This window comes from Shewanella sp. T24-MNA-CIBAN-0130, assembly GCF_040310185.1.
GTDB lineage: Bacteria > Pseudomonadota > Gammaproteobacteria > Enterobacterales > Shewanellaceae > Shewanella > Shewanella psychromarinicola.
Window position 1 is genome coordinate 118,768 of the sequence record NZ_JBEOPP010000004.1, and the last position, 25,716, is coordinate 144,483.

General features: G+C 44.7%; 20 protein-coding genes. 14 read left to right on the forward strand and 6 right to left on the reverse strand.

Annotation, left to right across the window (positions count from 1 at the left end; translation table 11 throughout):
• The first annotated feature begins 32 nt into the window (after window positions 1-32).
• The 12 genes from AAEZ02_RS02990 (at window position 33) to AAEZ02_RS03045 (ending at window position 12,352) form a co-directional block, all read left to right on the forward strand.
• Window positions 33-713 carry a DUF2057 domain-containing protein gene (locus AAEZ02_RS02990; protein ID WP_351089187.1) on the forward strand — a complete coding sequence of 227 codons (681 nt, stop codon included), beginning with the start codon at window positions 33-35 and terminating at the stop codon, window positions 711-713.
• Window positions 714-1,460: 747 nt separating this feature from the next.
• Window positions 1,461-2,366: a transcriptional activator NhaR gene (gene nhaR / locus AAEZ02_RS02995; RefSeq protein WP_351089189.1), complete on the forward strand. Its 906-nt coding sequence runs from the start codon at window positions 1,461-1,463 to the stop codon at window positions 2,364-2,366.
• A 158-nt stretch (window positions 2,367-2,524) separates the two neighbouring features.
• Complete coding sequence (locus AAEZ02_RS03000) at window positions 2,525-3,097, forward strand: Na+/H+ antiporter subunit E (protein ID WP_351121855.1); 573 nt, start codon at window positions 2,525-2,527, stop codon at window positions 3,095-3,097.
• On the forward strand, window positions 3,094-3,351 hold the full coding sequence (locus AAEZ02_RS03005; RefSeq protein WP_101032695.1) for a monovalent cation/H+ antiporter complex subunit F: 258 nt from the start codon (window positions 3,094-3,096) through the stop codon (window positions 3,349-3,351). The genes AAEZ02_RS03000 and AAEZ02_RS03005 overlap by 4 nt, the downstream gene beginning before the upstream one ends.
• Window positions 3,348-3,659 carry a cation:proton antiporter gene (locus tag AAEZ02_RS03010; RefSeq protein WP_101032696.1) on the forward strand — a complete coding sequence of 104 codons (312 nt, stop codon included), beginning with the start codon at window positions 3,348-3,350 and terminating at the stop codon, window positions 3,657-3,659. The genes AAEZ02_RS03005 and AAEZ02_RS03010 overlap by 4 nt, the downstream gene beginning before the upstream one ends.
• Complete coding sequence (locus tag AAEZ02_RS03015) at window positions 3,656-3,967, forward strand: hydrogenase subunit MbhD domain-containing protein (RefSeq protein WP_335687323.1); 312 nt, start codon at window positions 3,656-3,658, stop codon at window positions 3,965-3,967. Before AAEZ02_RS03010 ends, AAEZ02_RS03015 begins: the two co-directional genes overlap by 4 nt.
• Window positions 3,960-4,706 (forward strand): MnhB domain-containing protein, encoded by a 747-nt coding sequence (locus AAEZ02_RS03020; RefSeq protein ID WP_351121861.1) that lies wholly within the window; start codon window positions 3,960-3,962, stop codon window positions 4,704-4,706. The genes AAEZ02_RS03015 and AAEZ02_RS03020 overlap by 8 nt, the downstream gene beginning before the upstream one ends.
• Entirely contained in the window at window positions 4,703-5,002 is a 300-nt protein-coding gene (locus tag AAEZ02_RS03025) for an NADH-quinone oxidoreductase subunit K (protein WP_101032699.1), read from the forward strand. Before AAEZ02_RS03020 ends, AAEZ02_RS03025 begins: the two co-directional genes overlap by 4 nt.
• Entirely contained in the window at window positions 4,999-6,513 is a 1,515-nt protein-coding gene (locus tag AAEZ02_RS03030) for a complex I subunit 5 family protein (RefSeq protein ID WP_124013555.1), read from the forward strand. The genes AAEZ02_RS03025 and AAEZ02_RS03030 overlap by 4 nt, the downstream gene beginning before the upstream one ends.
• Entirely contained in the window at window positions 6,510-9,665 is a 3,156-nt protein-coding gene (locus AAEZ02_RS03035) for a complex I subunit 5 family protein (RefSeq protein ID WP_351121866.1), read from the forward strand. The genes AAEZ02_RS03030 and AAEZ02_RS03035 overlap by 4 nt, the downstream gene beginning before the upstream one ends.
• A 35-nt stretch (window positions 9,666-9,700) precedes the next feature.
• Window positions 9,701-10,636 carry a universal stress protein gene (locus AAEZ02_RS03040; protein ID WP_351121869.1) on the forward strand — a complete coding sequence of 312 codons (936 nt, stop codon included), beginning with the start codon at window positions 9,701-9,703 and terminating at the stop codon, window positions 10,634-10,636.
• Window positions 10,637-11,413: 777 nt separating this feature from the next.
• The gene (locus tag AAEZ02_RS03045) at window positions 11,414-12,352 is read left to right on the forward strand and encodes a universal stress protein (protein ID WP_351121872.1); all 939 of its coding nucleotides are present in this window, start codon (window positions 11,414-11,416) and stop codon (window positions 12,350-12,352) included.
• 66 nt (window positions 12,353-12,418) lie between these two features.
• Here AAEZ02_RS03045 and AAEZ02_RS03050 read toward each other — a convergent pair whose 3' ends face one another.
• The 3 genes from AAEZ02_RS03050 to AAEZ02_RS03060 form a co-directional block, all read right to left on the reverse strand.
• Window positions 12,419-12,568: a type 2 periplasmic-binding domain-containing protein gene (locus tag AAEZ02_RS03050; RefSeq protein ID WP_351121875.1), complete on the reverse strand. Its 150-nt coding sequence runs from the start codon at window positions 12,566-12,568 to the stop codon at window positions 12,419-12,421.
• Between the two features lie 672 nt (window positions 12,569-13,240).
• Window positions 13,241-13,714 carry a Cys-tRNA(Pro) deacylase gene (gene ybaK, locus AAEZ02_RS03055; RefSeq protein ID WP_335687336.1) on the reverse strand — a complete coding sequence of 158 codons (474 nt, stop codon included), beginning with the start codon at window positions 13,712-13,714 and terminating at the stop codon, window positions 13,241-13,243.
• A gap of 76 nt (window positions 13,715-13,790) precedes the next feature.
• Complete coding sequence (locus tag AAEZ02_RS03060; RefSeq protein ID WP_101032705.1) at window positions 13,791-14,756, reverse strand: TDT family transporter; 966 nt, start codon at window positions 14,754-14,756, stop codon at window positions 13,791-13,793.
• A gap of 137 nt (window positions 14,757-14,893) precedes the next feature.
• On the opposite strand from AAEZ02_RS03060, the gene AAEZ02_RS03065 reads away from it, so the two are divergent.
• A complete protein-coding gene (locus AAEZ02_RS03065; protein ID WP_351121880.1) occupies window positions 14,894-15,796 on the forward strand; it encodes a LysR substrate-binding domain-containing protein in 903 nt (300 codons plus the stop codon).
• 991 nt (window positions 15,797-16,787) lie between these two features.
• Here the strand turns inward: AAEZ02_RS03065 and AAEZ02_RS03070 are convergent.
• The 3 genes from AAEZ02_RS03070 to AAEZ02_RS03080 form a co-directional block, all read right to left on the reverse strand.
• Window positions 16,788-18,491: a SagB/ThcOx family dehydrogenase gene (locus AAEZ02_RS03070; protein ID WP_351075820.1), complete on the reverse strand. Its 1,704-nt coding sequence runs from the start codon at window positions 18,489-18,491 to the stop codon at window positions 16,788-16,790.
• A gap of 23 nt (window positions 18,492-18,514) precedes the next feature.
• Window positions 18,515-20,263 (reverse strand): protein adenylyltransferase SelO, encoded by a 1,749-nt coding sequence (locus tag AAEZ02_RS03075; RefSeq protein ID WP_124013547.1) that lies wholly within the window; start codon window positions 20,261-20,263, stop codon window positions 18,515-18,517.
• A gap of 744 nt (window positions 20,264-21,007) precedes the next feature.
• Entirely contained in the window at window positions 21,008-24,115 is a 3,108-nt protein-coding gene (locus AAEZ02_RS03080) for a choice-of-anchor O protein (protein ID WP_351121883.1), read from the reverse strand.
• 248 nt (window positions 24,116-24,363) lie between these two features.
• Here AAEZ02_RS03080 and AAEZ02_RS03085 point away from each other — a divergent pair, with 248 nt between their 5' ends.
• A complete protein-coding gene (locus AAEZ02_RS03085; protein ID WP_351121886.1) occupies window positions 24,364-25,659 on the forward strand; it encodes a sigma-54 interaction domain-containing protein in 1,296 nt (431 codons plus the stop codon).
• The last annotated feature ends 57 nt before the right edge of the window (window positions 25,660-25,716 follow it).

Consider the following 25,716-nt stretch of genomic DNA (forward strand, 5'->3'; position numbering starts at 1 on the left):
ATTGTTCATCAACAGTCATGGAACCACACACTATGCGTCACATTATCATGTTACTTTGCCTTACTTGCAGCCAATGGAGCATAGCCGCCAGTTTACAACTGCCCGACAGTACTGAAACGGTAGTCGTTAACGGTAAGGCCTCTGAGCAATCTAGCGTGAAACTCGACTTAACCCTGCCGGGTGGCATGCAACAGATAGCCTTTCGCTATCAAGCCCGTTACCGCGATAATGGCCGTCAAGATAACTTTATCTCTGACGTCGTTATCTTACGCTTTCAGGCCGAAGAACAAACCTATCAGTTAACCCTTCCGGCCATTAACTCAGCCTCAGACGCCAATCAATTTAATGCTCAACCCGCTTTAGGGTTAATCGATCAAACAGGCAAAACCATGGCGTTTACCCAAGATAAACTGATGAAATCTGGCTTACAAATTGGACGGGATTTTGCCCAAGAAATTGCTCAGTATAATGCCTCTGATGCCATAGCTGCTATCGCACCGAATACAGCCATAATCAAAAGATTAGCAACAGCAGCCCCAGCCATGGCAATAGCAAGCGAACAGGGCTCCCAAGTAATGAGCAATTCCGCAGTTCCATTGGTTAAAAAGCCTGAAGATATAACCCAAGCAGAAGTCAGTAGAATGCTAGATTATTGGTATCAAAAAGCGAATAACCACACCCAAGCCGAGTTTAAAGCTAAAATAAATCAATAATGATAGATTGTTATAAATCGAGTGTTGAATTTAGATAGCTTGAATTTAGATAGCTTGAATTTGATAGCTTGAATTTGATAGCTTGAGTTTAGATAGCTTGAATTTAGATAGCCGCAAACATATCGATGATAATCGATTGGTTAGGAAATATATCGAAATATTATTAGTGCTAATGTCAAAAATTAGCACCCGCCTGTAGTTAAAGAATAAAAAACGAATATCCGCTTTATCGAATTAAGCCACAAGGTAATAATTGAAAATAATGACTGCATTGTCGGAATCGCTGCCGTTGGTTACCCCAGCGCTAAAGTCAGTAAGATACTTTGAAGCCCCCTTATGTGGATATATCCTCAAGAGTATTTAGAATCAATTAAGACAATCAATTAAAATAATCACCTAGGCTTGCTTACATACCATATCACCAGCTTTAGACACGCTTAATTATCCAATAAATAGTCAGTCGGCTTTGTAGACCTCTTTTATATCGATTATTTATAGAAGAAAATAGTCCACGGTTAGCCACATGGTCACTGTTTTGTCTTCAAATTTACAACATACATTTTATCAACATTCATGTTCTACAAAATACATTTAGGCTCATCGTCTTGGCTGGTGAACTTTTGCTATCGATTCATTTCAATGAATTAAAATCATGTCTATTTTGTTATTGAGTTGTTAAATTGATGATGCCGTTGTCATCGCACTGCTATACTCCAATTTACACTATTAAAAGCCTTGAGGTACTCTTTGTCCGAGCTAATTAACTATAAGCATTTGCGTTACTTCTGGGCTGTTGCACATGAAGGAAGCATAGCCAAGGCAAGTAAAAGCTTACATATAACACCCCATACTATTAGCGGACAACTCTCTTTATTAGAGGCTCGCATGGGCTGCGCATTGTTTGAAAAACAAGGGCGAAACTTGGTTTTAACGGAACCCGGTAGAACAGCGCTGAAATACGCTGATGACATTTTCAAATTAGGTCATGAACTCAGTAGTGTAATGCGAAGTTCTGCTTCATGTAACCAGACTGATTTTATGGTCGGTGTGGCAAGCTCTTTACCTAAAACGATTGTATGTAAAATTATTGAGCCCGCATTTCTCATACCTGATGGCATCAACCTGATAAGTACAGAGGGCCCAGTTTCAGGACTATTGGCTGATCTATCCATGCACAAATTGGACATGGTTATCAGTGATGCGCCGACTAACACAACCCAGGGAACCAGCGTTTTTAATCATTACCTTGGTGAGTCTGGATTAACCTTTTTTGGGGTTCCTGAACTCAAAAAACGATTAGCACCGAACTTTCCAAAATCACTTCATCATGCTCCAATTTTATTGCCTACAGAACAATTTGGAATACGGCAGTTATTTGATCAGTGGATTCATAGCCAAAAAGTATTTCCTGATGTCGTGGGCCAATTTGATGACAGTGCCTTAATAAAGTCATTTGGACAACGAGGTCTAGGGGTCTTTTTTATGCCTACAGCGATAGCAGATGAAGTATGTCAGAACTTTGGTGTTCAAGTTATTGGGCAAACTAATGAGGTGAAACATAGGTTTTATGCGATTTCGGCTGAACGTAAAATCAGTCACCCTGCGGTTTTGGCCATTTGTAAGACGGCAAGGACCTCTATATTCTCTGATTGAGCTGCACATGTGTAAAGCATCTCCGAGCTTTAATGCTCCTATTTTATCGATAAATTCTACTTAAAATGTCGTTTTATTCGACTGTTAATTAATCCCCCTGTGGTTAACAATCTAGGCTTATAAATACACCTGAAATTGACCTAGGGTATTAAGAAACGATGAAACGTCTTAATGAGGGAAATGAAGCGCCGCGTGCACAGCGCACCTTTAGTTTTCGCTCGGTGATCAGCTGGGCGTTCTTGATCCGAGTCGTCTTTTTCAGCATTTTTTGGGCATTACTGGTGCGTTGGCAACAAAGTTCGCTGGGGGTAGGCATTGTTTTTATTACCATTGCGAGCCTGCTCAGCCTCTATTTGGCACAAGGAATACAGCAGAAAAATCAGTGGCTAAGAAGCCCTCTCAATCTATTATCCTTTCTACAATACTTCATTGTACAGTCCTTACTTGGCGGGTGGACTATCGCAAAGCTGGCACTTACCGCTAAGCCTAACCTTGCACCTGGTTTTATAACGTATTACACCAATTTGGCAAACGAGTCCCAAGTTTTGACCTTTATGCAAGTCTTAAGTTTGTTGCCTGGTACGGTAAGCGCCAAGCAGAATGGTCCGGTGATCACCATTCATGTGATGAATATCAACGAATTTGATCATGCCGAAATCGACGATTGCCAATTGCGCATAAGCAAGCTTTTAGGTACTCCCGTTCAACCATTCGGTGAGGAGAAAAAATGATGACCTTTTTATTAATAGTCGCCCTAGCGTTGGCCATTTTATTGCTATTGAGTCTGCTGCGTTTATTGCGCGCGCCAAGTTACGCCGATTGCCTTTTGATAACACAGTTGGTGGGAACTATCGGTGTGGCTGTACTCGCGCTATTGTCGGTTATTCAAAATCAGCCTTATCTGCTCGATGTCGCCTTGGTACTTGCGTTGCTAACGTCAATGACGATTGTAACCTTTACACAACTTCGAGGAACACCTCAATGAATATAGCTGACAGCTTCAGTTTAATATTTTGCCTAGTAGGTCTTTTCTTCTTCTTTGCTGGCACGGTCGGCTTAATCCGGTTCCCGAACGTATTAAGTCGCTTACATGCCATAACAAAAGCCGACAATCTGGGTCTTGGGTTAATCGTAATAGGGCTATTACCACAGTTATCTTCGCCTACTGATGCATTGAAATTAATACTCATTTGGGGATTAGTCATTTTTTCAAGCGCCGCCTGTAGCTATTTGATCGCATCTCAAGTGATTGAGGAGCAATCGCCGCCGCATTCAGTTGAGGATAAATCATGAACCTTATGACAATTTTCGATGCACTGTTAATACTAAGCATCCTCACGCTTGGCTGGATGAGTATCTTTTCGATATCTCTGTTTCGCTGTATCGTATTTTTTGTTTGTTTAGGGCTTTTAGCCACCATTGTTTGGGGACAGCTCGGGGCATTCGACGTAGCTATTGCCGAAGCAGCTATTGGTGCAGGAATTACCGGCGCTCTGCTGCTGGCGGCATGGAACCGTATTCGGCCTCGCCATACAAAGGAAGTCGACCCAGGCCCTGCTTCGGCGAAGATCAACCCATCGGATACTAAAGAACATGTTTAATAAAATAGATATTGAATATGCAGGAGCCGCAGTCGATCAAAATGCATCAAACTTGATTGCCTCACTATTGGTCGCCGGGCTTTTATTTGTACTGATTCTAATAGTACTTAGCTATGACGCCCATTACGCGGGGTTAGAACCCTTAGTGACGCAGAGTATCGACCTCAGTGGTGTGACGAATCCAGTTACCGCAGTGTTACTCAATTTTCGAGCTTACGACACCTTGCTTGAAATCGCAGTGCTGCTGGTTGTAGTCATTGCTGTTCTGCCTATTGACGATCGTCATGCATCGTTCTTTAAACACACCGTGGAAACAAAAAACAACCTTGTTCTATCGGCACTGCAGCGCTGGATTGCGCCTGCAATGGTGCTCTTTGCTGGTTATCTACTTTGGGCTGGTGCTTCTCAGCCTGGTGGAGCATTTCAGGCTGGCGCTTTGTTAGCAGGCGCTAGCGTGCTGCTTTTCCAAAGTAACACTTATCACGTCAACTACACGTCTATCATGGCACGCATTTTGTTGACCATTGGTTTGGCCGTCTTTGTCATCATAGGCACAGGGCTAATTTGGTTTGAAGGCGGCTTGCTTGCTTATCCATTAGCATTTTCAGGCATGCTTATACTCCTTATAGAGGCATGCGCTACCGTGTCGATAGCGCTTGCGCTAGCGTCGCTCTATAGCAGCCTTATTGATACTGCATATTCCACTGTCAGTAACATTACACATAGGCCTGCAAAATGACTTCCACATTACTTTACAGCCTTGCTGGTTTAGGTTTATTTGCTATTGGTCTTTTTGGCGTTGTCGTTGCTAGCCATGTGATGCGAAAAATACTGGCGTTAAATGTAATGGGCGTGGGTATCTTTATGTTCTTAATTGCATTGGCCAAGCACAGTCCAAATGTGTTCGACCCAGTGCCTCACGCCATGGTATTGACAGGCATTGTCATCGCCGTAGCAGGAACCGCACTGGCGCTTAACCTGATGGTTAGAATTCATAATATGGATGAGCCTAGCCAAGAGAAACCCAAGTTATGAATAGCCTAACCTCATCGCTGTTTTTACCGGCCATCGTATTTTTGCCGCTAGTGGCATCGATAATGGCGTTTCTGATAAGTCGAAATAGGCAGCAAGGCCGTATCAATGTGTATTTTGCCATTTTGCAGTTTTTGGTGGTTATTTTAATGACCATTCTGTTTTTAAATGAGCAGACTTATCAGAGCGACCGCTATGTGATTGGTGGGTGGGGAGCACCTCTTGGCATTGACCTAGTCGTCGATGGCTTTTCAATCCTGATGATCGCGCTTACTGGATTGCTTACGCTCTTAATAACGATCTATAGCGCATCATATTTTTCAGAAAATTATCCTTCAGCTGAAAAAGGCGTGCGTTTTTGGCCTCTATGGTGGCTATTAATCTCAGGGCTCAATGCACTATTTGTGTCAGGAGATGCTTTTAATATTTATGTCTGCCTAGAAATTATTGGACTTTCTGCCGCTGCGTTGGTCGCTCTGCAAGGCACTAGAGCGGCTTTAATAGCCGCGTTACGATATTTGTTAGTCGGCCTATTAGGTTCACTGTTCTATCTGTTGGCCATTGTAATACTCTATCGTAGTCATGGAACGCTAGATCTCATGCAAATCGCAGCCAGTACGGATAATGGACTGCCTGATAAAGTCGCGATGATACTTATCACTATTGGACTGCTGCTCAAGATAGCCTTATTTCCGCTGCACTTTTGGTTACCCCAAGCACACGCAAACGCCCCAACACCAGTGAGCGCAATACTTTCTGCGCTAGTAGTTAAAGCTTCACTTTATATATTGATAAAATTTTGGTTTGACGTATTAGGTGAAACGACGACTTTTGGCGCTTCCCAGGTGTTGGGGGCATTGGGTGGTGCTGCGATTATTTATGGGTCATGGAGCGCATTTCGTGCCACACAGTTAAAGGTTCTTATTGCCTATTCTACAGTCGCCCAACTTGGCTACATTTTTTTATTGTTTCCGTTAAGTGAGTATTCCATTGGTGTTAACTCGTTTTCCGGTTCAGCATCACAGGCAGCCATTTATTTCATCGTCGCACATGCGTGCGCAAAGGCGGCGATGTTTTTATCGGCAGGTAATTTGATCCTATCACAAGGTAACGGCGAGATTGCTCAACTCAAGGGTATCGCGATGCGCGAACCGCTTAATGTTTTAGTGTTTGCGATCGCGGGGATCAGTCTAATTGGCTTACCACCAAGTGCGGGCTTTATCGCCAAATGGTTACTACTGACAACGTCTATCGAGAGTGGTCAGTGGTGGTGGGTGATCGTAGTGATTGCAGGTGGTCTCTTAGGGGCTATGTATTTGTTCAAAATATTAAGTGTGGCGTTTTCTGGCAACACAGTTGATGCAGAGCCCGCCTACCAGCAACCGAAAGAAAAAGTCTCCGGCGTCATGACCACGGTCGCACTGATACTTGCATTGATTACCTTAGCGTTAGGTTTCAACTCAGAGTTTATTCTTAATATCAGCAATACAACAAGCGAGGTCATTGGCATATGAACCTAAGCGCACTATTACCCGCATTGATTGTAATTTGTCCAATTTTGGTGGGCTTTGCTGTAATGGCGACGCCGGAGCACAAAACTACCTTGCGTAGAAGCCTAAATATTGGCGGCGCACTGATCACACTCAGTCTGATAGCCATGCTGTTGTCGGGTGTATCCAATGGCTTAGATTTTGAAACGCGTCTGCCACTATTACCCAATATTGATTTTGTACTCCATGGCGACTCACTGTCACTTCTCTTTGTCAGTTTGTCTGGATTCTTATGGTTATTTACCACTATCTACGCCATCGGCTATTTTAAAAACACACTTAATCGAAGCCGATTTTTTGCCTTCTTTAGCTTATGTGTAGGCGCGACAATTGGATTAGCGCTTGCTGGCAATTTAGTGACGTTTTTGATCTTTTACGAACTACTCACACTCGTTACCTATCCGTTGATTGCTCATAAAGGGAACCCGGCATCAATCAAAGCCGCACGGATCTATCTTGTTTATACCATGATTGGCGGCGCATTGCTTTTAACCGGCGTGGTATGGCTAAAAGTGATAGCAGGCCCTCTCGACTTCACGTCAGCCGGGGTGTTGGAGGGAGTACCAGGCCTAGATAGGACACATTTACAGATAATTTTTGTACTACTTATTACGGGTTTAGGCGTTAAAGCGGCGCTGTTTCCATTGCATGGCTGGTTGCCTATCTCGATGGCCGCCCCTGCACCGGTCAGTGCCTTGTTGCATGCCGTTGCGGTCGTCAAAGCCGGCGCATTTGGTATTGTGCGAGTCGTTTACGATATTTACGGTGTTGAATTTACCAGAGACTTGGGGCTGACCATTTTACTGGCAGCTATCGCCGGGTTTACCATTATCTACGGCTCTATTCGTGCCTTGAGTCAAGATGATCTAAAAAGACGACTAGCCTACTCAACGGTAAGTCAGGTGTCGTATATCGCACTCGGAACGGCGATTGCGGGGCCAATTGCGACTATTGGTGGCCTTATTCATCTGGTTCATCAAGGGTTAATGAAAATCACGCTGTTTTTCTGTGCGGGTAATCTCGCCGAAACGATTGGCGTTCACAAGATTAGCCAAATGAACGGCGCAGGCAAGCGCATGCCGCTTACCATGGCGGCGTTTACCATCGCTTCGTTTGGTATGATCGGCGTACCTCCGATCGCAGGCTTTGTTTCAAAATGGTATTTAGGTGTCGGCGCACTGGAGGCAGAGGCCTATTGGGTTCTCGGTGTTCTGGCCATAAGCAGTCTGTTGAACGCCGCTTATTTCTTGCCAATAATTCACGCTGTTTGGTTCAAAGAGCAAGATCAGCCGTGGCCCAAAAATTCACCAACATTAAGGTTAGAAGCGCATTGGATGCTGCTTTTACCCCCTTTGGTTACCGCTTTTTGTGCATTCTCTGTGGGGCTATTTGCGTCTTCGTCTTTCAGTCCACTCGCGTGGTCGTCGTTAATCGCGGCGCGGGAATACCAATCAATCCTCCCAGACATTTCTGGCATAGTGCCTAAGTACAGCACCGGCCATCTTTGGATTTTGATTTTACCCAGTCTCTTGCTAACAGCCATGGCGTTTAAGAAATTACGAGATAGGGTGATCCGATTGACGCCTCTTGCACCACTGCCTGCATTGGCCGCGGCGCTATTTATCGTTAATGAAGATATAGTTGAACACTCTTTTCTACTATTGACCGCTGCGATTTGGTTTATTGCAACTCTCTATGCCCAAGCTTATATGGCTAAGGATAAGAAACGAAACCGATTTTACCTGTCCTTTCTACTGACGATGGTGGGCAACTTCGGCGTGGTGTTATCTCAGGAAATATCATCATTTATTACCTTTTTCGCTCTGATGAGTTTCTCTGCCTACCCACTGATCCTCCATTCAGAAAGTGACGAGGCAAAATCGGCGGCGACTACCTATATAAGATGGGTAATATTTGGAGAAATAGTCTTATTTCTCGCATTAGTTGGCAGGACTTATTACGATCAATTCGGGGGCGACCCGCTACCTATCGTGTGGGTATCCGCATTGTTGATTATCGGTTTTGGCGTTAAAGCTGGCCTTGCAACCTTGCATGTATGGCTACCCAAAGCTCACCCCGTTGCCCCCATCCCAGCCAGTGCATTGCTCAGTGCAGTTATGGTGAAAGTAGGTTTGTTAGGTTGGATACGTTTTCTACCGTTGGGTGATGAAGCTATAAATGTGCTGGCACAACCTATGATGGCACTTGGTTTTGCTGCGGCATTCTTGGCGGCTATTTATGGTGCACTCCAAGACAACCCCAAAACCGTATTAGCGTATTCAACCATTAGTCAGCTCGGTATTATTGTTGCCAGTATTGGCTTTGCCTTAGCATTCCCTGACAGCTGGGAGCTATTGTTGCCCGCCGTAGTGCTGTTCGCTATGCATCATGGGTTTGCCAAGGCGACCTTGTTTTTTAGCGTTGGACTGAGTTCAGCGCTAAAACCAACCAGTAAACTTGCCCCCTACTTATGGCTGCTGGTATTCATTCCCGCCCTATCATTAATCGGCGTACCCTTTAGCAGTGGAGCATTGGCAAAGGTATCGCTTAAAGATGCAACGTCAAGCTGGCCATTGTTCTCGACGCTTCTGATCATTTCAGCCATTGGTACTTCATTGCTAATGGTGCGATTTATCGAACTAATGAGAAAACAGGCCAGCTTAAGTACACCCCGCGCGACACCATGTTGGGGGCTTATCTTGCCAACTGCGCTTTCAGCCTTTATGTGTGTAGGCTACTTTTATACAAGTTCATTTTTTGAATTTAACAGTTACCACGCGATTGTATCAACCCTAAGTTGGTCTGCGCTTTGGCCTGTTTTTGCTGGGGTGTTGGTTATGTTAGCCACTGCAAAACTGCGCGCCAAGATACCCACTCCACCCGCGGGTGATTTATTAGTCATCTATCGAGAAGTTGCACGGTTACTCGATAAAAGCATAAGAATAACAGTCGCTTTGAGTAACATAATTGCGCGCTATTTAAGTATTCTTGGTGACCACTCAAAAGTATGGGCGCTATCCATGCCAACCCGTTTAAGTAAGCAATTATCGATCGAGACTCCTTGCATGGTCATGGTCGTCATTTTAGCCGCGCTACTTTATTCATTTCTAACCTAACCCGATGCGTCAAATCAACAGCAGGAGATAAACCTATGAAACGTTTTAAGCATATAATCGTAAAAGTCAATGCGCCAACCAATCTTGAAATGGATATCGCAGTATTACGAGGCGTTGAATTGGCAAGAAAAATCGGTGCAAGAATAACCTTATTTGACGTAGTCGAACCGCATGAATCTATCCTAAGTAGTTATGCCGATATTGTCAGTCCATCGGAACTTACCGAACTGATTGTAGCGCAGCGGCTTGACCAACTTAATGAGCTAGCAGAAAAATTACACCGCAATGGTTTAGACATTTCAGCACGGGTTACTAGTGGTAAAAACTTTATCGAAATCGTTAAATTCGTCATTTTGAACAAGGGCGATTTACTGATCAAAGCGGCGAATAAAAGCGAAAAGAGTTTTGATAGCAATGACTTTCATATCATGCGCAAATGCCCTAAACCCGTTTGGCTTATTAAGGAAGAAAAAAACGATAGCGTTAAAAAAGTATTAGCGGCAGTGGACCTTTCAATGGAGCAACATGCAGAAGGCCGCGCGCAAAATCGAATGATAATCGACATAGCCACTTCGTTGAGTCGATATAAAAATGCCGAGCTAACAATCTTATCGTGCTGGTCATTATACGGAGAAGAGGCTCTCAGACGCGGCGCATTCACTAGAGTCCCACAGGCAAAAATTGAAACATTATTAAACAATGAAGAGCGTGAATATCAAGAGAGCCTCAATATATTGGTTAACGAATATGCCGAGTTCAAGTTTGATCAACAATTAATGAAAGGCAAACCAAAATCCATCATCCCAGAGTTTGTAAATAGTCATGAAATCGATGTTGTCGTAATGGGCACTATTGGCCGCTCTGGCATTCCTGGCTTTTTAATCGGCAATACATCTGAATCGGTACTTCAGGCAATTAATTCGTCTGTGATCACCTTAAAGCCAGAAAATTGGGTGTCGCCGATTTATTAACAAGGACGTATCACTGTATTGGGAAAAGTCGAAGATATAAAGGTGCTTATGAACATAGTAATCTTGATACTTTTCATATTTACCTATCTTCGATTTGCCTATCTCTTTCTTAAAAATAAATTTGGCTCACAGGAGTAACACGAAAAAAAAACCAAGTGCCATTGTTACCTTATCGAATAATGATCGCCAGTATCATCACCACATTGGTTAATAACATTTTAGCGGGTCGACTAACGTCGCTCGACCACTGATTAAAACCAGACAACGATGAAGCCTATCTAGATGAAAAAACGACCTACGACTCCGCGATCTAAACCTCAATAACGGCGACGTTTTCGACTGGCTCAATAATCGCTTAAACGCCAGTTTTTCACTATTGCGATATCCACTAATAACAATACTTTCAGAGGTATAAGCGGAATGATTACATTAACGTTTAGTGGCGTACGTTAATACCGAACACGGTATTTATTTAGACCATAGCGTGATTATAAGCATCAACTAACGTTGACAAATTTTACAATTAATCAGTCGAAAAATACGAGCAAAGTACAACAAATATTCGAATATAAATGATAAGCACCTCATGCTAAATTAAGCTTACTTTTCGGGTAAAAGCAGCTAGTCATTATCTTTTCAGCATTTGATAAATGTCATCACGAAGTGGGCAAAGCCAAAAAAGGCAGTGCTGCCTAATGCGACTACATCATCACAGGAGATGACGATTACAACCAAAGCATAATATAAGTATGAATTTAATCATCATAGGAGAAAACAATGGTTACTCTACATAAGTTATTGGTCGTTTCCCCTGCAAGCTCAATCCAACCTTCGGTTATTGCGCAATCAATTAAAGTAGCAAAAAATCATCAATCACACGTCACTTTCTTTAGCGTTGCGGAAGAAATCCCTAAAGATCAGCTTGCGCTAATAACCCTCTTGCCACCACAGGAGATCATGGACAATCTACTCAAAGAGCAACATGCCATTTTAAAAAACAATGTCGAGCAATTTCATCATAACTATCTTACTGTTGATGCACAAAACGCAATCGGTGTACCCTTTATTGAAGTGACTAAAAAAGTACAGCAAGAAAATTATGATCTGGTCATTTTAGCAGCAAAAACCAGTGAGCATCCCCGTAAAAGGTTTTTTGGTAGTACCACTATTCATCTCATGAGAAAATGCCCTTGTCCTGTATTAACGATTGGTACAAAAGAAGATAAACCCTTTAAGCGCATAGTTGCGGCTATTGATGTATATGCCCCAAGCGAAGAAGGCCTAGCGCTTAACCATAAAATTTTAACGTGGGCCGCCGACTTAGCTATGTCAGAAAATGCAGAATTACATGTTATTCATGCTTGGCAATTACCCAGTAAAGACTATTTAAAAGGTTGGGGCCATAACTCTAAAGTTGATCGACTCGAAATGATCATGAAGGAGCAACAGGATAGACAAAAACGTTTTGATAACATTATTGAAAGTAACTTTGCGGCTAACAATTTGCCCATTGCAAAACTTATTGAAGGTATTGCCCAAGAAGAGATACCTAAATACATAGAAGATCACGATATTGATCTTGTTATTATGGGCACGGTATGTCGAACGGGTATTGCGGGGCTGTTTATTGGCAATACGGCTGAATCTATCCTAAGTGAAGTCTCATGTTCAGTATTAACATTAAAACCGCAGGGATTTATGACACCCGTTAAGTAACGTTTCCTTTTATGGTAAAAACGGTTTATTTGTTACGGTTACAAATTCAACCATGGGGGGATGCTTTTACCGCCGCTCAGAAGAGAAAATATAATATTGCCGCTTAATTTCTTCAACGCGGCCACTAATATTAACATCATATTTATCAGTAAGGTATTCTTCAACCAGTCTAGGAAAGCTAACAATACTGAGGCCTGCTTGTCCAAAAGACTTCATTAATGATCTACCATCACATTCTGCAACACTATTTGCCGAGAGATTATGCTGTTATAACCAAGATGATAAGCGAACTTTTACCGCTGATTTTTTGCGTTGCAAAACCCAAGAAAGGGCGGATAGCGATTGAGAAATTGAAATCAGTAAGTGATGACTCATATTTCAATCCTCTTAGCGGAAATCGATAGGGTCAAAGACAGCGAAAAAGACTTTCCTTAAAGAGCCACCCTCAATGTACTGGGCATATTATGCACTAGCAAATTTTGGCTATAGACACGACAGCAAAGCAACCGGAGTGGTTCGTTCAGAGGCATTATGGAATGACGGGTTTGCACTAAAACAACGTCTAGAGAATGCCAAATTCATGCAGCAACAGATAAAAAATGAGGTCAAGATAGTTTAACTTTAGGACGTTTGAGTGTAGAAACTTGAATCTGGATAATTTGAGTCTAGCATCGAGTTAGTTTGAGTCCAGATAGTTTGAGTCTAGATAGCTTGAACCAGAAAGTTTGAGTCTGGATAGCTTAAAACCAGATAGCTTGAGTCTGGATAGCTTAAACCAAATAGCTTGGGTTTAGATAACGTCAACCTAAGAAATTTAAATCTGGATAGTGAGAACCTCGATCGTTAAGTTAATACCGCCATCTGCAGCTATTTAACCACAATAAAAACTTAACCTTGGGCGCAGATGTCAGCAAACTTTGCGTTCAATAATCGTTGTAAATCTGCGGGGCTTAGCGAGATTTCTAAGCCTCTTTTCCCGGCACTAACGTAGATACGTTGATACTGCTGAGCAGAAGCATCAATCACAGTCACCAAGCGTTTTTTCTGCCCTAATGGACTGACACCACCCAGTACATAACCACTTGATCGTTCCACTGCTAACGCCTCTGCCATGTGGGCTTTTTTAGCGCCTGCCGCTTTAGCGATTAACTTCATGCTGAGCATCGACGACACAGGTACGATGCCAACCACCAGCGATTGATTATCCAAGCTCACCACTAAAGTCTTAAACACTTGTTCGACTGGCACCGCTAATTTTTGCGCCGCTTCTAATCCATAAGACTCGCTGTTGGTATCATGATGATATTCATGCACCTCAAAGTCTATCTTGTGCTTTTTCGCCATCTCAATTGCTGGGGTCATGTTTGTTGGCTCATATTAGTGGCGTATTTAGTGGTTAATGAATACGCTGATTATACATTAATACCTTGAGTGCAAATTAAGAGGACAGCGACACTTTACTCGGTTGGTAAAAATGTAAGTACCGCAGACAAACATAACTAACAACTACGGTGGCAACAAGCAGTTCAAATTCGGCTAGGCCATGAATTTGTTGTACATACTCGGTTGCGACGCCAATACTCTCCATCCAAACAGCCATTTTAAATAACGCAGTAGACCCTATTACCATCGGAAACGTAAATGCCGCAAAGCCAGGACTAAAAGGCAAGCGTAATAACTTAAAAAACGACAGATAAATAACGGCGGTCATCAGCACCCCAATGCCAAATAATAGTGCGACTATTACCGGTGAAGGTTGTTGCGTAATCGTTAAATAACCCGCCAAAGATAAACTCGCTGGCGCGGCTAGAATAGCTAATGTTGGTTTTGCTGAATCGGGGATTTGTTCCTTAAAAATAAGACGATAAATCATCATTGGTAACATTACTGCATAACATAACATGCCAAAAACAAGCGCCACTTGGGCAACCCATAATAAATGAACGTTACCAGAAAAAGACACATCGGCCACCACAATACCAATAGGCGGAATAAACCAACTAGGCACCATGTGACTCAGTGAAAACTGCTTACTGCGGTGATAGATAAAGCCTACCAAAAAACTAATGTGAAGCAACACCGCAAAAGACCATAACAAATCACCTGCAAGCGCTGATAAGTAACCCAGCGAGTTTGACACCACCATTAGCGCCATCGCAAAAGTCGGTACCACACTTCCCACGACTGGATGAGCGAGGTCTTGGCGCAAGAGGTCTGAATGAAATAAAAACTTACCACTGAGGATCAGTAATAATACACTGGCAATAGCGGCACCCGTCCATTGACTGTAGTGATGCAAATCAACTAGCGTTTCCCAGCACCAACCTAAACTTGCAATCCCCAGCGCCAGTCCTGCCATCGGTGTTGGCGCTGCCATTAGGGTATTTTTTACCGCTCGAATCATTACAACCTCAAAACTAATCATCAGAGAATAAGCTTATATTACGCTTGCACTTTGTTTATATATATCCAATTATATGAAACATTCGTTCAGAAAAACTAAACGACTTCTTACTTAACAACAGAGCCTGACGACATTCGATGAATATTTCGCTGAAACAGCTCAATGTATTTACCAATATTACCCAGCATAAAACCTTAACGGCCGCCGCCGAGGCGTTGCATTTATCTAAAGCGGCGGTAAGCATGGCACTGGCTGAACTAGAAAAACAACTCGGCCATCCGCTATTTGACAGAGTCAATAACCGCTTAATTCTTAATCAAGAAGGACACAAGCTATTACCCCTTGCCGACGAGCTGCTTAGTAGAGCAAATAATATCAGTCAATTGTTTGATGCAGACCACGCTTTTTCGGGTCAATTAAAAATAGGTGCCAGTGATACCCTAGGTAACCATGTTGTTCCTGGGCTACTGAGTCAATTTCGGCATCAACATCAGCATTTCTCTCAAAGCGTGGTGATTTCTAATTCACGGCTAATTTGCCAAAAGCTGCTGGATTACGAGCTAGACATAGGCTTAATTGAGGGTAAAAGTCATTATCCAGAACTTATAGCAAGCCAATTTAGCCATGATAAAATGTGTATTATCGCCGCGTCTCATTTACCGATAAGCCAGCAAACGCAATGGAAGTTTAACGATTTAGCACGAAGTGAATGGGTATTGCGTGAGGCAGGTTCAGGCTCGCGAGAGTTTTTTTTGCGCACCATCGTACCGCAAATAGAGTCTTGGCATGAAGTGTTCAAACTTAACACTACCGAGGCCTTAATTAACAGTGTTGCTGCGGGGCTAGGTTTAGGCTGTTTATCGACTTTAGCGGCCCAATATGCCATAAATGATGGCCGAGTAACTCAGCTTAGTTTACCTAACGCTACTGATAACATTGATATGCAACGACCCTTTTGGTTGATGGTCCATAAAGATAAATATCATAGTCCTTTACTGAAAAGTTTTATTGAATTTTGCCATCAGTGGGACAAGATATAAAGTAGCGACCCCTTATGCAGATAATAAGGTTTTATCTGTTTTATAAAATCTACCCATTTACATTTGAGTTTAGGATATGGCCTGCGGCCATTAACGCTTAAGATCGCAAGGTTCCACCCTGCACGGGCCCATTCGACCGTCATTCCGGCATGGCTTTTGAGCTGGAGTCCGGCTCATTCTTTTATGATTTAAGTTTTATGGCCTGCGGTCACTAACGTCGTGGCGCTTCGCCCACACCAGACCAAGAGGAAACCAACGGCTGTTCCCTCTTGGTTCTTTGTTAACGAATTGGCCCAGCCGCCCCGCAACATTTTCCCTATGGATTAAACAACAGCTGCGAAAAGGTCGCCATGGGGATTGATCCAGCTTTTAACTTCGTTTGCAGACTGCTTCGGCCCATCTTGCAGTAAAGAGTGAAAATGCTAACGCTTCCGATGGGAATCTGATGTGAATGGATTCACGAATGTCGTGGTGGCATGGTCAATGATGTTCCCGACATCATAATGACATTTCCCATATCCATATGGGTCAGATGCCAAAGAACGACCCTTCCCCGCGAAAGCTAGCTGGCATCTGATAGACAGGATGTCTGAATGCCTTGAAGCACATGGATGTGCGGGAAAGGCCTGTCAGGCTCACGCATTCTTTTGTTAAGAGTCTTCAACGGCCTCAATTTAACTGAACCTGAAACCAAGTCTGCTCACGCATTCTTTTATAAAAAGTCTTCAACGGCCTCAATTTTTATTGAGCCTGCAGCTATGGGTCAGATCACGCATTCTTTTATAAAAAGTCTTCAACGTACTCAATTTTTATTGAGCCTGAAGCTATGGGCCAGCTCACGCATGCTGTTATAAAAAGTCTTCAACGGCCTCAAGATCAACCATTAATTTGGCTCTTCCTAAATGAATATGACGGACTCGTTTGTGTCCCAAAGCTTGTTAGCACTAAAGCGCTATAGCACCCAGCATTGGTATAAAGGTGAGTATGCTCATTACTCTTCCTCTAAATCATACGCAGGCAAGGTCGTAAGCCGATTATCATCGACCGGGCTACCCACAGTGAAGTGGTAGAAACTTTGCCACTCGCGTGTTTCGATGCCGAAGGCCGTATGCACTGGGTCATCGAAGTAGCAGCCGATCCCGGTGGCGCCAATGCCCGCCGCCTCGGCCTCAAGGTAGAGCACTTGCCCGATCATTCCGGCCTCCCAGAACAAGTTCCGGTAAAAGCTGGCGCCATAGGTCGCCAGGCTATCCATGTAGTCGGCGAGCATGGCCAGGCTAAAAGCGCCATCTGCGGCGATGTTCTGGCCGCAGGAGACGGTGCTAGCCAGCGTTCGACAGTCGCCTTTTCGCAGTAGGTATAAGGGCAGTCCACTCGGGCAGTCCGGCACGCGCTGCCAAGAAAAATCGGCATGCATCACGCGCTTGAGGGTCTCCACCTTGAGAGGATCTCTGATCAGCGCGTAGATGCCCGGCACCAATCCGTCGACGCGGTGCACGAACAGCCCTAGATGGATGCGAGAGCGCCAGGAGAGTGTATCCCAAGGCATTGCTTGATTCTCTTTAGTTGGCATCAGTCGGCCGAGCATAGCAAAGAATGTTGCCCGCGAGATCGCCGTCGTGCCATCCATTGCGACCGCACTGCGGCGACCAATAATAACCCGCTCCGCAGTGAGCTCGGCCTCACCGATGTGGCCACTATTAGGGGTGACGAGCAACGCATCCGCCGATGGAAAGCCTGCGAAGTTTTCTTTAATCGGCGTGCTGGAGCAGCTTCGTATCGCCTGTGTAACTGTGTCGATTGCGGGCCACGCCACACTGTTGGCGGGGCTCAGCATATTGGCCCTGCCCTGCCAAAGCACGTCACTACCGTACGCTGTCAACGGCGTAGATATCAATGGAGCGACAGTGATATCCGCTACGGCTACATTCGGTGAAATCACTGCGAATAGGTCCGCTTCCTCGCGTTCCGCCGCCGCGAAATCCTCATCACGGTCTAGTCCTAGCAGGTTGGCGAGGGTGGCATCACTGACGTTGCCTTTCAGCACCAATGTCCATCCAAGCGCCGCTGCCGCGATACGCAGACTGGCCAGCGCGTGCCCAACATCATGCTGGCAGTAACGGAACGCGCGCTCACCATACTTCCAAGCTTCACGCCATTGCACCGACGACAGACCAACCAAAAAAGAGCCTTCAGGGAAAGAACCCTCACCAAAATACTCAGTCAGTTCGGACCACCGCGCAGCATTGAACACCGCGCGCCGTTCAAGCGCGTGCTCCCTCGGCGCATAATGGTACAAGGCTGGCGTAGCGCCGATCTGCTCAATCTCAGGCAATAGGGCATAGCCCTCGGTTGGATGCAGATTTCCGCTCGAGGGATTGACCCGCAACGGCCACTTGGTATCACCAGATTGTTTCCATGCCGTCAGCGACAGTGCATAGCGGAAAAAAAGCGAGACCGACGCTAAAGACAATGGCATCGGCGGCACGCTCGCGCTCACATAGAGCTGCCAATAGGGTAGCGGGCGGCCCAGCTTCGGCAGCGGGAGACGTACAAGATCCGCTCCTGCGTAACGCCTAAACGGATCGGGCTGCGTCGCCCAATCCATGTAGCCCAGTGCGGCGGCATAACGGTGAAAGTGATGTTTACTCCGCTCGTGGTAAGCGACAACAGCCTCGTCGGCAGAGGTATCCATCTCACCGACTAATGTTTGAGAAGTCACGACGAACAGCTCAAATACGACAAACCACCGACGGCAAAAAATTCAGATGCCTTGAGTCGATAGTATTTGTCTTCCACTTCCTGGGACTGCTCTGCGTAAGGCTGCGTCATGACGGCCTGCAGTTCTCGAACGAGCGAGTAATCACCCTCGCTCGCTTGGCTGTACGCAGGAACAAGCAACCACTCGCGCAAGCTGTATTTTGGGTTGACCAGTTTCATTTGCCTAGCGATCTCCTCACGGGTGTGGGGCTGCCCTGTCTTTGCATCAGTTTTCGCCTCGGTGCTGCTGCCGACCAGTGATTGCCATTGTGTAAGCCAAGCTGACCAGCGCAGGTCCAGTCCTTCGGGGGCTCGCTGCAAGTCCTGGTAGAAGCTTTTTTTCAGTGGCTCAATATCGCTAGGCAGCGCCGAAAGCTCGCGGAAGAATATGGTGTAATCAACAGGGGTTTGCACCATAAGTGTTTCGAGCTCATTAAATAGCGCTGGATGAAAAGTGCTAAGTCCAAGCTTGGCAGCCCACATCTGCTCCATTTGTGCTTGCATCTCGGTCGAAAAGCCATTTACCAACTGCTGGAGCTGTTCCAAGTCATCTGGCTTAGACGCCAGCAATGGGCTTAATGCAGTGCAAAACATCAGGAAATTGCGTTCCGCGGCTACGGGTTGATTGAGAAAAGCGAAGTGCTGTCCGCCACCCGTCCAAGGCTGATATTGCGGGTTGAACACATCGCAGAATCCGAAGGGACCATAGTCGAGTGTGAAGCCACCAGCTGCGCAGTTGTCGCTGTTGAAGTTGCCTTGGCAATAACCGACACGGATCCAGTTTGCCACCAATGAAGTCAGGCGGCTACGGAACTCGCGCGCCAGTAACAGCACTTTTTCGGCGCTGGTCAGTTGCTGGTCGATAACATCCGCGTATTCTCGTTCGACTAAATGCAACATCAACTGTTCAAGCTCCTCCAGCGCTTTGGGGTGTTCCTGCTTGCGGGCGCGGCGGCCGAAGAGCTCGAGCTGACCGACCCTAATAAACGAGGGTGCAACACGCGTCGAAATAGCAACAGCCTCCGTTATAAGTCTATCGGGATCGGGCGAGTGCGAGCCCTGGGAGTACCACGGCCGCTTGACCGTCTCTGTTTTAGACACATACAAACTCAGCGAACGAGACGTTGGCACGCCGAGCGCATGCATATGCTCCTGTGCTAGGAACTCCCGCACACTCGACCGCAGCACGGCGCGACCGTCCGCGCCGCGGCAATATGGCGTGCGGCCACCCCCTTTGAGCTGCATTTCCCAGCGTTGACCCTTGATGACAGCTTCAAGCACGGAAACAGCGCGGCCGTCGCCGTAGCCATTGCCGGTTCCAAACGGACATTGCTGGGTGTATTCGGTGCCGAAGATGGACAGTGCATACCCACACGCCCAACCGACCTTGCGCATCGGCTCCGGCACCTGCGAGATGTCGCCGGAGAACATGCGAACGAAGTCAGCCGACTGCGCCATGCTGTCTGCAAAACCCAATTCGCTAAAAAAGGTTTTGCTGTGCGCAACGTACTCTGGGTCTTCAATGGGTGTCGGCTTAACGGGGACGTAGTGCCCCGTGAATACTTGTCGCGGCACATAGTCGATGCCATTTTGTTTCGCGTCAGGATCGCCGTTGAGCGTGTCCATGAGTGAGTAGTTGGCTAACTTAGCGAGATCGTCGAGTGTCGCGACGGTTGGGGAAGTTTCCTGGGACAGTTGATTTATCATAGGGGTACCTCATGGATTGGGTAGAAGGGCAGTTTCCCCGCTGCGAGGTCCATCGCATCGACGATTGTTCGATTTATGGGGCGAACCTTTTCAGCATAACGGCGAAGGCTTGTCGCTGGAGCACCTGAGAAAACGCGCATCCCAGGTTGCTAATGTAAAGCTTGCCTTGCAGGATCGAAATCTTGCCATATGGCCATGAATCACCATGATCGACTCCTTGCAGAATGTCAGCTCGCTCTTGGCGATAATCATGTTGGCCACCCAGGACATAACAAGGGGTAGCTGGGCTAGCGGCGATCCGGCTGCTCGTTTTTTGTTGCAAAAAAAGAGGGGCCGTCAGGCTCTAGGTTCGACTCCAAAAGACCTTACACGTATCAGAGACGGCGAGCAAAGTCTCCACGAAAATGCTGATGGACAAGCAAGGAATCAGACATTCTGTCTAATGGAACGATTTTTCAGAAGTTATCAAACTGAATGGACGCCCAAACATGAGTATATCAGTTTTGTATAAGCAAATGATGATATTCCGGATGATATACTGAAGCACTCCAATACAATACGTGATCATGGTTATAAGAATTATATGACTCCAACAGCAGCCGAAATGGCCGCGTAAAGATGCATCGCCTGTTTGTATACAGATTGAGTTGACCACATCACACGTTACATGTCAGGAAGATTAATTATTGCAAATAAAAAGCCCCCTTAATTTGAGGGGGCTTTATTTAACGTTGAAAAATTAACCTATGTTCTAGTTGCTCTAATTCTTCTGCGGACAAACACCCCAAGACCAAAGAAACCAAACAACAATTCAATTAATCCTAAACTACCACCACCGCTACTGGTTGAAACTGGAGTTGGTTCTATCGTTTGAGCAGGAACACCAACAGTGACGGGATCTATGATTGTGCCATTCTCGACACCATCATCATCAAGGTATCCGCCATCAGTGATACTCACTTGCACCAAGTTATCGCCGATTAACACCCAATCCGTAGCATCAACCTCAACCGTAGTGCCATCATCCTTGACTTTGAGCAACGCAAACTCTGTTGGTAAAGCACTGCCAAAATTAATCGTAACGGATATAGTGCTTCCAACCGCAATGCCAGTTACGTTATAACTAAATTGCGGCATGGGATAAGTATACTCAGTACCCGTTGCTGTTGTTGCTGAAACAACAATACCCGACACACTTCCTTGATCGACTGTAATAGGTCGAGTTAAATTATAAATAACTGTGCCATCATCAAGTATAGTGGTTGGCGCTCCTGCGTCGTCGAGATCTGCTTCTGCACGATAGCGAACCACAGTATCTTCATTGCCAGCTGCATCAGTTGACGTTTCCATCCATACTGCATACAAATTTTCACCGTTAGGCTTCATGGTGAGTTGTGATTCAAAATCAGGCTCACCCTCTGGATCTAAAGGAACCGTAACATTAGCGGATAACAATTTGAGTGGCTCATAGGTTCTACCACCATCTTTGGTTTTAGTGACAAAAACATCAAGTTCTGCACCAGATTCGATATGAGCATAGGTGTTTTTGACAGAACCCCACGCTAATATAAAGGCATTAGGATCTTGACAATTTGTACCTTCAGGCGCATTGACAGGATCACAGGCAGACGTACTGCTTGGTGCACCCACAATGCGAGGCTCTTTAATATCGACCTCAGCTTCAGGTAGATAATTAGTCAGGTTTTGGGTACCCGTCCAAGTATGTCCACCATCATAACTACGACGAGTAAAGAAGTTATAGTTATTTTCGGTAGTGTACTTCGCTAGTGCCCAGTCTGAAGTGTAACTGTAACCAAACAAGATGGTATCACCACGGATAGCGCCACGATGTGCACGTGCATCTTCGAGATTATTATTCTCGGTAGTTATCGTTAAGGCTTCAATAGTCTTGGTCGTATCATCACTAGTGACCTTACCGACAGCATTAGTACTTAGGTTCATTGCTCCTGAATTATTAATACGATCTGATAGTGTGATTGGGGGGACGTGGTCTCGATCATCATCAGTCAAATAGTAATTACAACCTCCAGCTTCCTCATAGGTTACATCTAATACTGCATCCCCTTCTGCAATAACGACTACATTACCTAAACCATCAACATAGCCACCGAGTCCATCGGGATACACCACTGAACCTGTAGATGTCAGTACATAACGGGTAAACGTAGTAAAACGGGTATCTACCGCGGGTATTAAATCAACCGGAGTCAAGCCTGTATTCACCGCTTCTGTACCGACCTTACCAATACGGCCCACTATGTCAGAAGGGCCACCTTGGTCATACGCGCCCTCTTTCCAGAAAAACATGAACTTGGTTCCGCTTTGATTAATACTCTCATCCATACCAGCGGCCTGATTACCGAAGAAACGTACCCGTCGAGCATTTTCTGCTGGATTACTAATCACACAACCAATACGTGATGGGTCTTGCCAATCTGGTGACTGGTAAACGTCGCTAACAACGCCCTCTGTGTCTGAATATTCACTTTGTGGGTCAGAACTGGTATTTAGAGTGTCACTATCAGTGAAATTGCCCTTAGCACCCGGCTGATTTTGGTTTTTAGCATCACCTGTTGAACTGCCGCCTTTTTGCAAACCTGAACTAAATGCGACATTAATATAACTCGCTGGTGGCTTGTCGAAAGTAAAACGGTGATAACGGACAACCTTACCAAAATCGACCCCCTCACCACCGCCCTTGGTTTCTTCATAAGCGATGATAGTGACAGGTTTCTGCCCAGGCACTTGGGCCATACCTAAGTTTGCGCGTGATGCGCCTTCTTTACCTGTTTCTACCAATAATGGTTGAGTGTCTAAACATTCAGGTGTGGCCGCACAAATCGGATCAAGATAACCCGTTAATTCAGTAACAACATCATCCCCTTCACGTTTTTTAAACTTTTTGAAGTTATTGGTAACACGAGAAACATTGGCAGCAAACGAAATATCTGCAAGTGCGGGAGCTTTCATATCTTCAATATAGGTATACCAAATATCTGTACCTTTATTGACATTCGCACCACTGGCGCCATCTCCCGGACCATCTGCAGTACCGGTTTTTAAACCTTCAGGGTCTTCCTGCCAAACAACATTCCACGCTACTTTTGTACCATCACTATAGCTAGTTGCACGGGGTACATTTTGTTTGGCATCACGTTCACCAAAGCTTAATTGCTCACGCTTCCACGTACCGCCTGTAGGTACACCATCTGCATCTATTGCACTAGGATTTTTAGTATAGGCGATGTAAGTACAACTAAAAGGCAGTTGTCTTCCTTCACGATCAAGGTAGGTAGCAGCACCCTGATGGTAATTGTAATCCGGGAAATCATCATTCAGGTTAGTCACATCGACATCGACTGCGGGACAGTATTTATCATCCCATGAAACAGCCACATAACCCCCTGCCGCAAAGATATTCGGTTTCCCTGAGTCACCATAAAAATCGCCAAGAGAAATATCTCCATTAACATCCGTTTCCCAGTAGCTTTGTTTCGATGTTCTACGCGCCGTATCAGAAATATTGACTGGTGCACTCCAAGTAGCGCCGTCATCTTTTGACACGCGGATAAAAATATCCTGAGCAGGACGTTCTTTTTGCGCTTTCAGGTCATAAACCGTTTTACTATCACTATTACCATAAGCATATGCACTGACTAAATCACCATTAGGCAGTCTTTTTATTTTGCCTTTTGCAGCTAAGTCTTCAGTTAATACTCCACCGTCATCATGAGGTGATAAAGCTTGTGCATCACTGGCTAAGGCAATTGAAAATGTAGCGCTTGATAAATAAACTGCAGCCATACAACGTAGTAGTTTTTTAAATTTCATAATAAATACTCCCTAACTGTAAATATTTAATGAAAAATCTTATTCTTAGTTTCCTATCGCCTTAATTCCAAATGAATCGGGCAATATATATACAGCAACGACCGCGCCACAATGATATTGATACCGATAAATTGCCGGTTAATACTGATTCATATCAATTTTATACGTTTGATTAATATTATTTTTTTGTTTTTTTGTTAATATAATTGTCATATATGACAAATGTGTTGACAAAAATGGAGTTCGTTATGTCGATTAGCCTTCAATATATAAATCAAGATTTTGCCACTATGCTAAATGCTTATGACTGCCCTGCAATTTTGGTTACGCCCGAATATAGAATACTTGCCAGTAATCAACGGTATCTTGAAATTTTTGGGGCAATAGATCTGGACCAACCAGCTTATTGTTACAAGGCGTCACATCATCATGAAATCCCCTGTGACCAAGCTGGGGAGGCTTGCCCATTATCTGCCGCAGGTATTTCTGGGAAAAAACAACGCGTATTACATATTCATCATTCCCCTCGAGGTAAAGAGCATGTGGACATCGAAATACTGCCTATTTTAGACGACAAAGGGGAGGTGAAATTCTTTGTCGAGCTTTTAAAGTCAGTCACATTGGCAAACCCAAAAATTGACGGTAATGAAATGGTCGGCGCCAGCCTCGTTTTTAACCAATTGGTCGAAAACATTACCCGCGTTGGACCAACAGAAGCATCGGTATTATTACTGGGAGAAATAGGTACAGGTAAAGAAATAGCGGCTTCAGCTGTCCATCTAGCAAGTAATCGGAAGACTCAGCCAATGGTTATACTAGAATGTTCAGGTCTCACTGAAACATTGTTTGAAAGTGAATTATTTGGCCATGTAAAAGGGGCTTTTACTGGCGCGTTGTACAATAAACATGGTCTAGTTGAGGTGGCTAACGGCGGTACATTGTTTTTAGATGAGATAGGCGATGTGCCTTATGAGCTACAAATAAAGCTATTGCGCCTAATTGAAACTGGCACTTATCGCCCCGTAGGCAGTAGAGAAACCAAACGGTCTGATTTCAGACTTATTTGCGCCACAAACCAAGATATTTTTTCAATGGTAGAGCGTGGGGAGTTCAGAAGAGACTTGTACTATCGCATCAATGTATTCCCTATTAAAATACCCTCTTTAAATAAACGTAAAGAAGATATAGCACTGTTAACAACCGCGATTCTGCAGCGAATAGATGACAGTGGAAAGTACATAGTGACAGATTCTGCAATCAATTTATTAAGAGAGCATGACTTTGTGGGTAATATTCGAGAACTGCGAAATATACTATCCCGTGCACTTGTGCTGGCGAATACACAAATTATTGATAGGAATGTGATTAAAACCTGTCTTGAAATTGACCGCAAAATAGGAGGTCATTCAGAGTCTGAGACTGATTTGAAAGGCAATGAGCTAAGATATTTACAGCGTCTTATAGAGAGTGTCAATGGAGATAAAGACAAAGCAGCAACTTTGGCAGGCATTAGTACTCGCTCATTATATAGAAAGTTACAGTAGACATATGGGAAGATCGTGAACGTTATTTAAGTCATTTCAGTGAAATATCGACCTGTT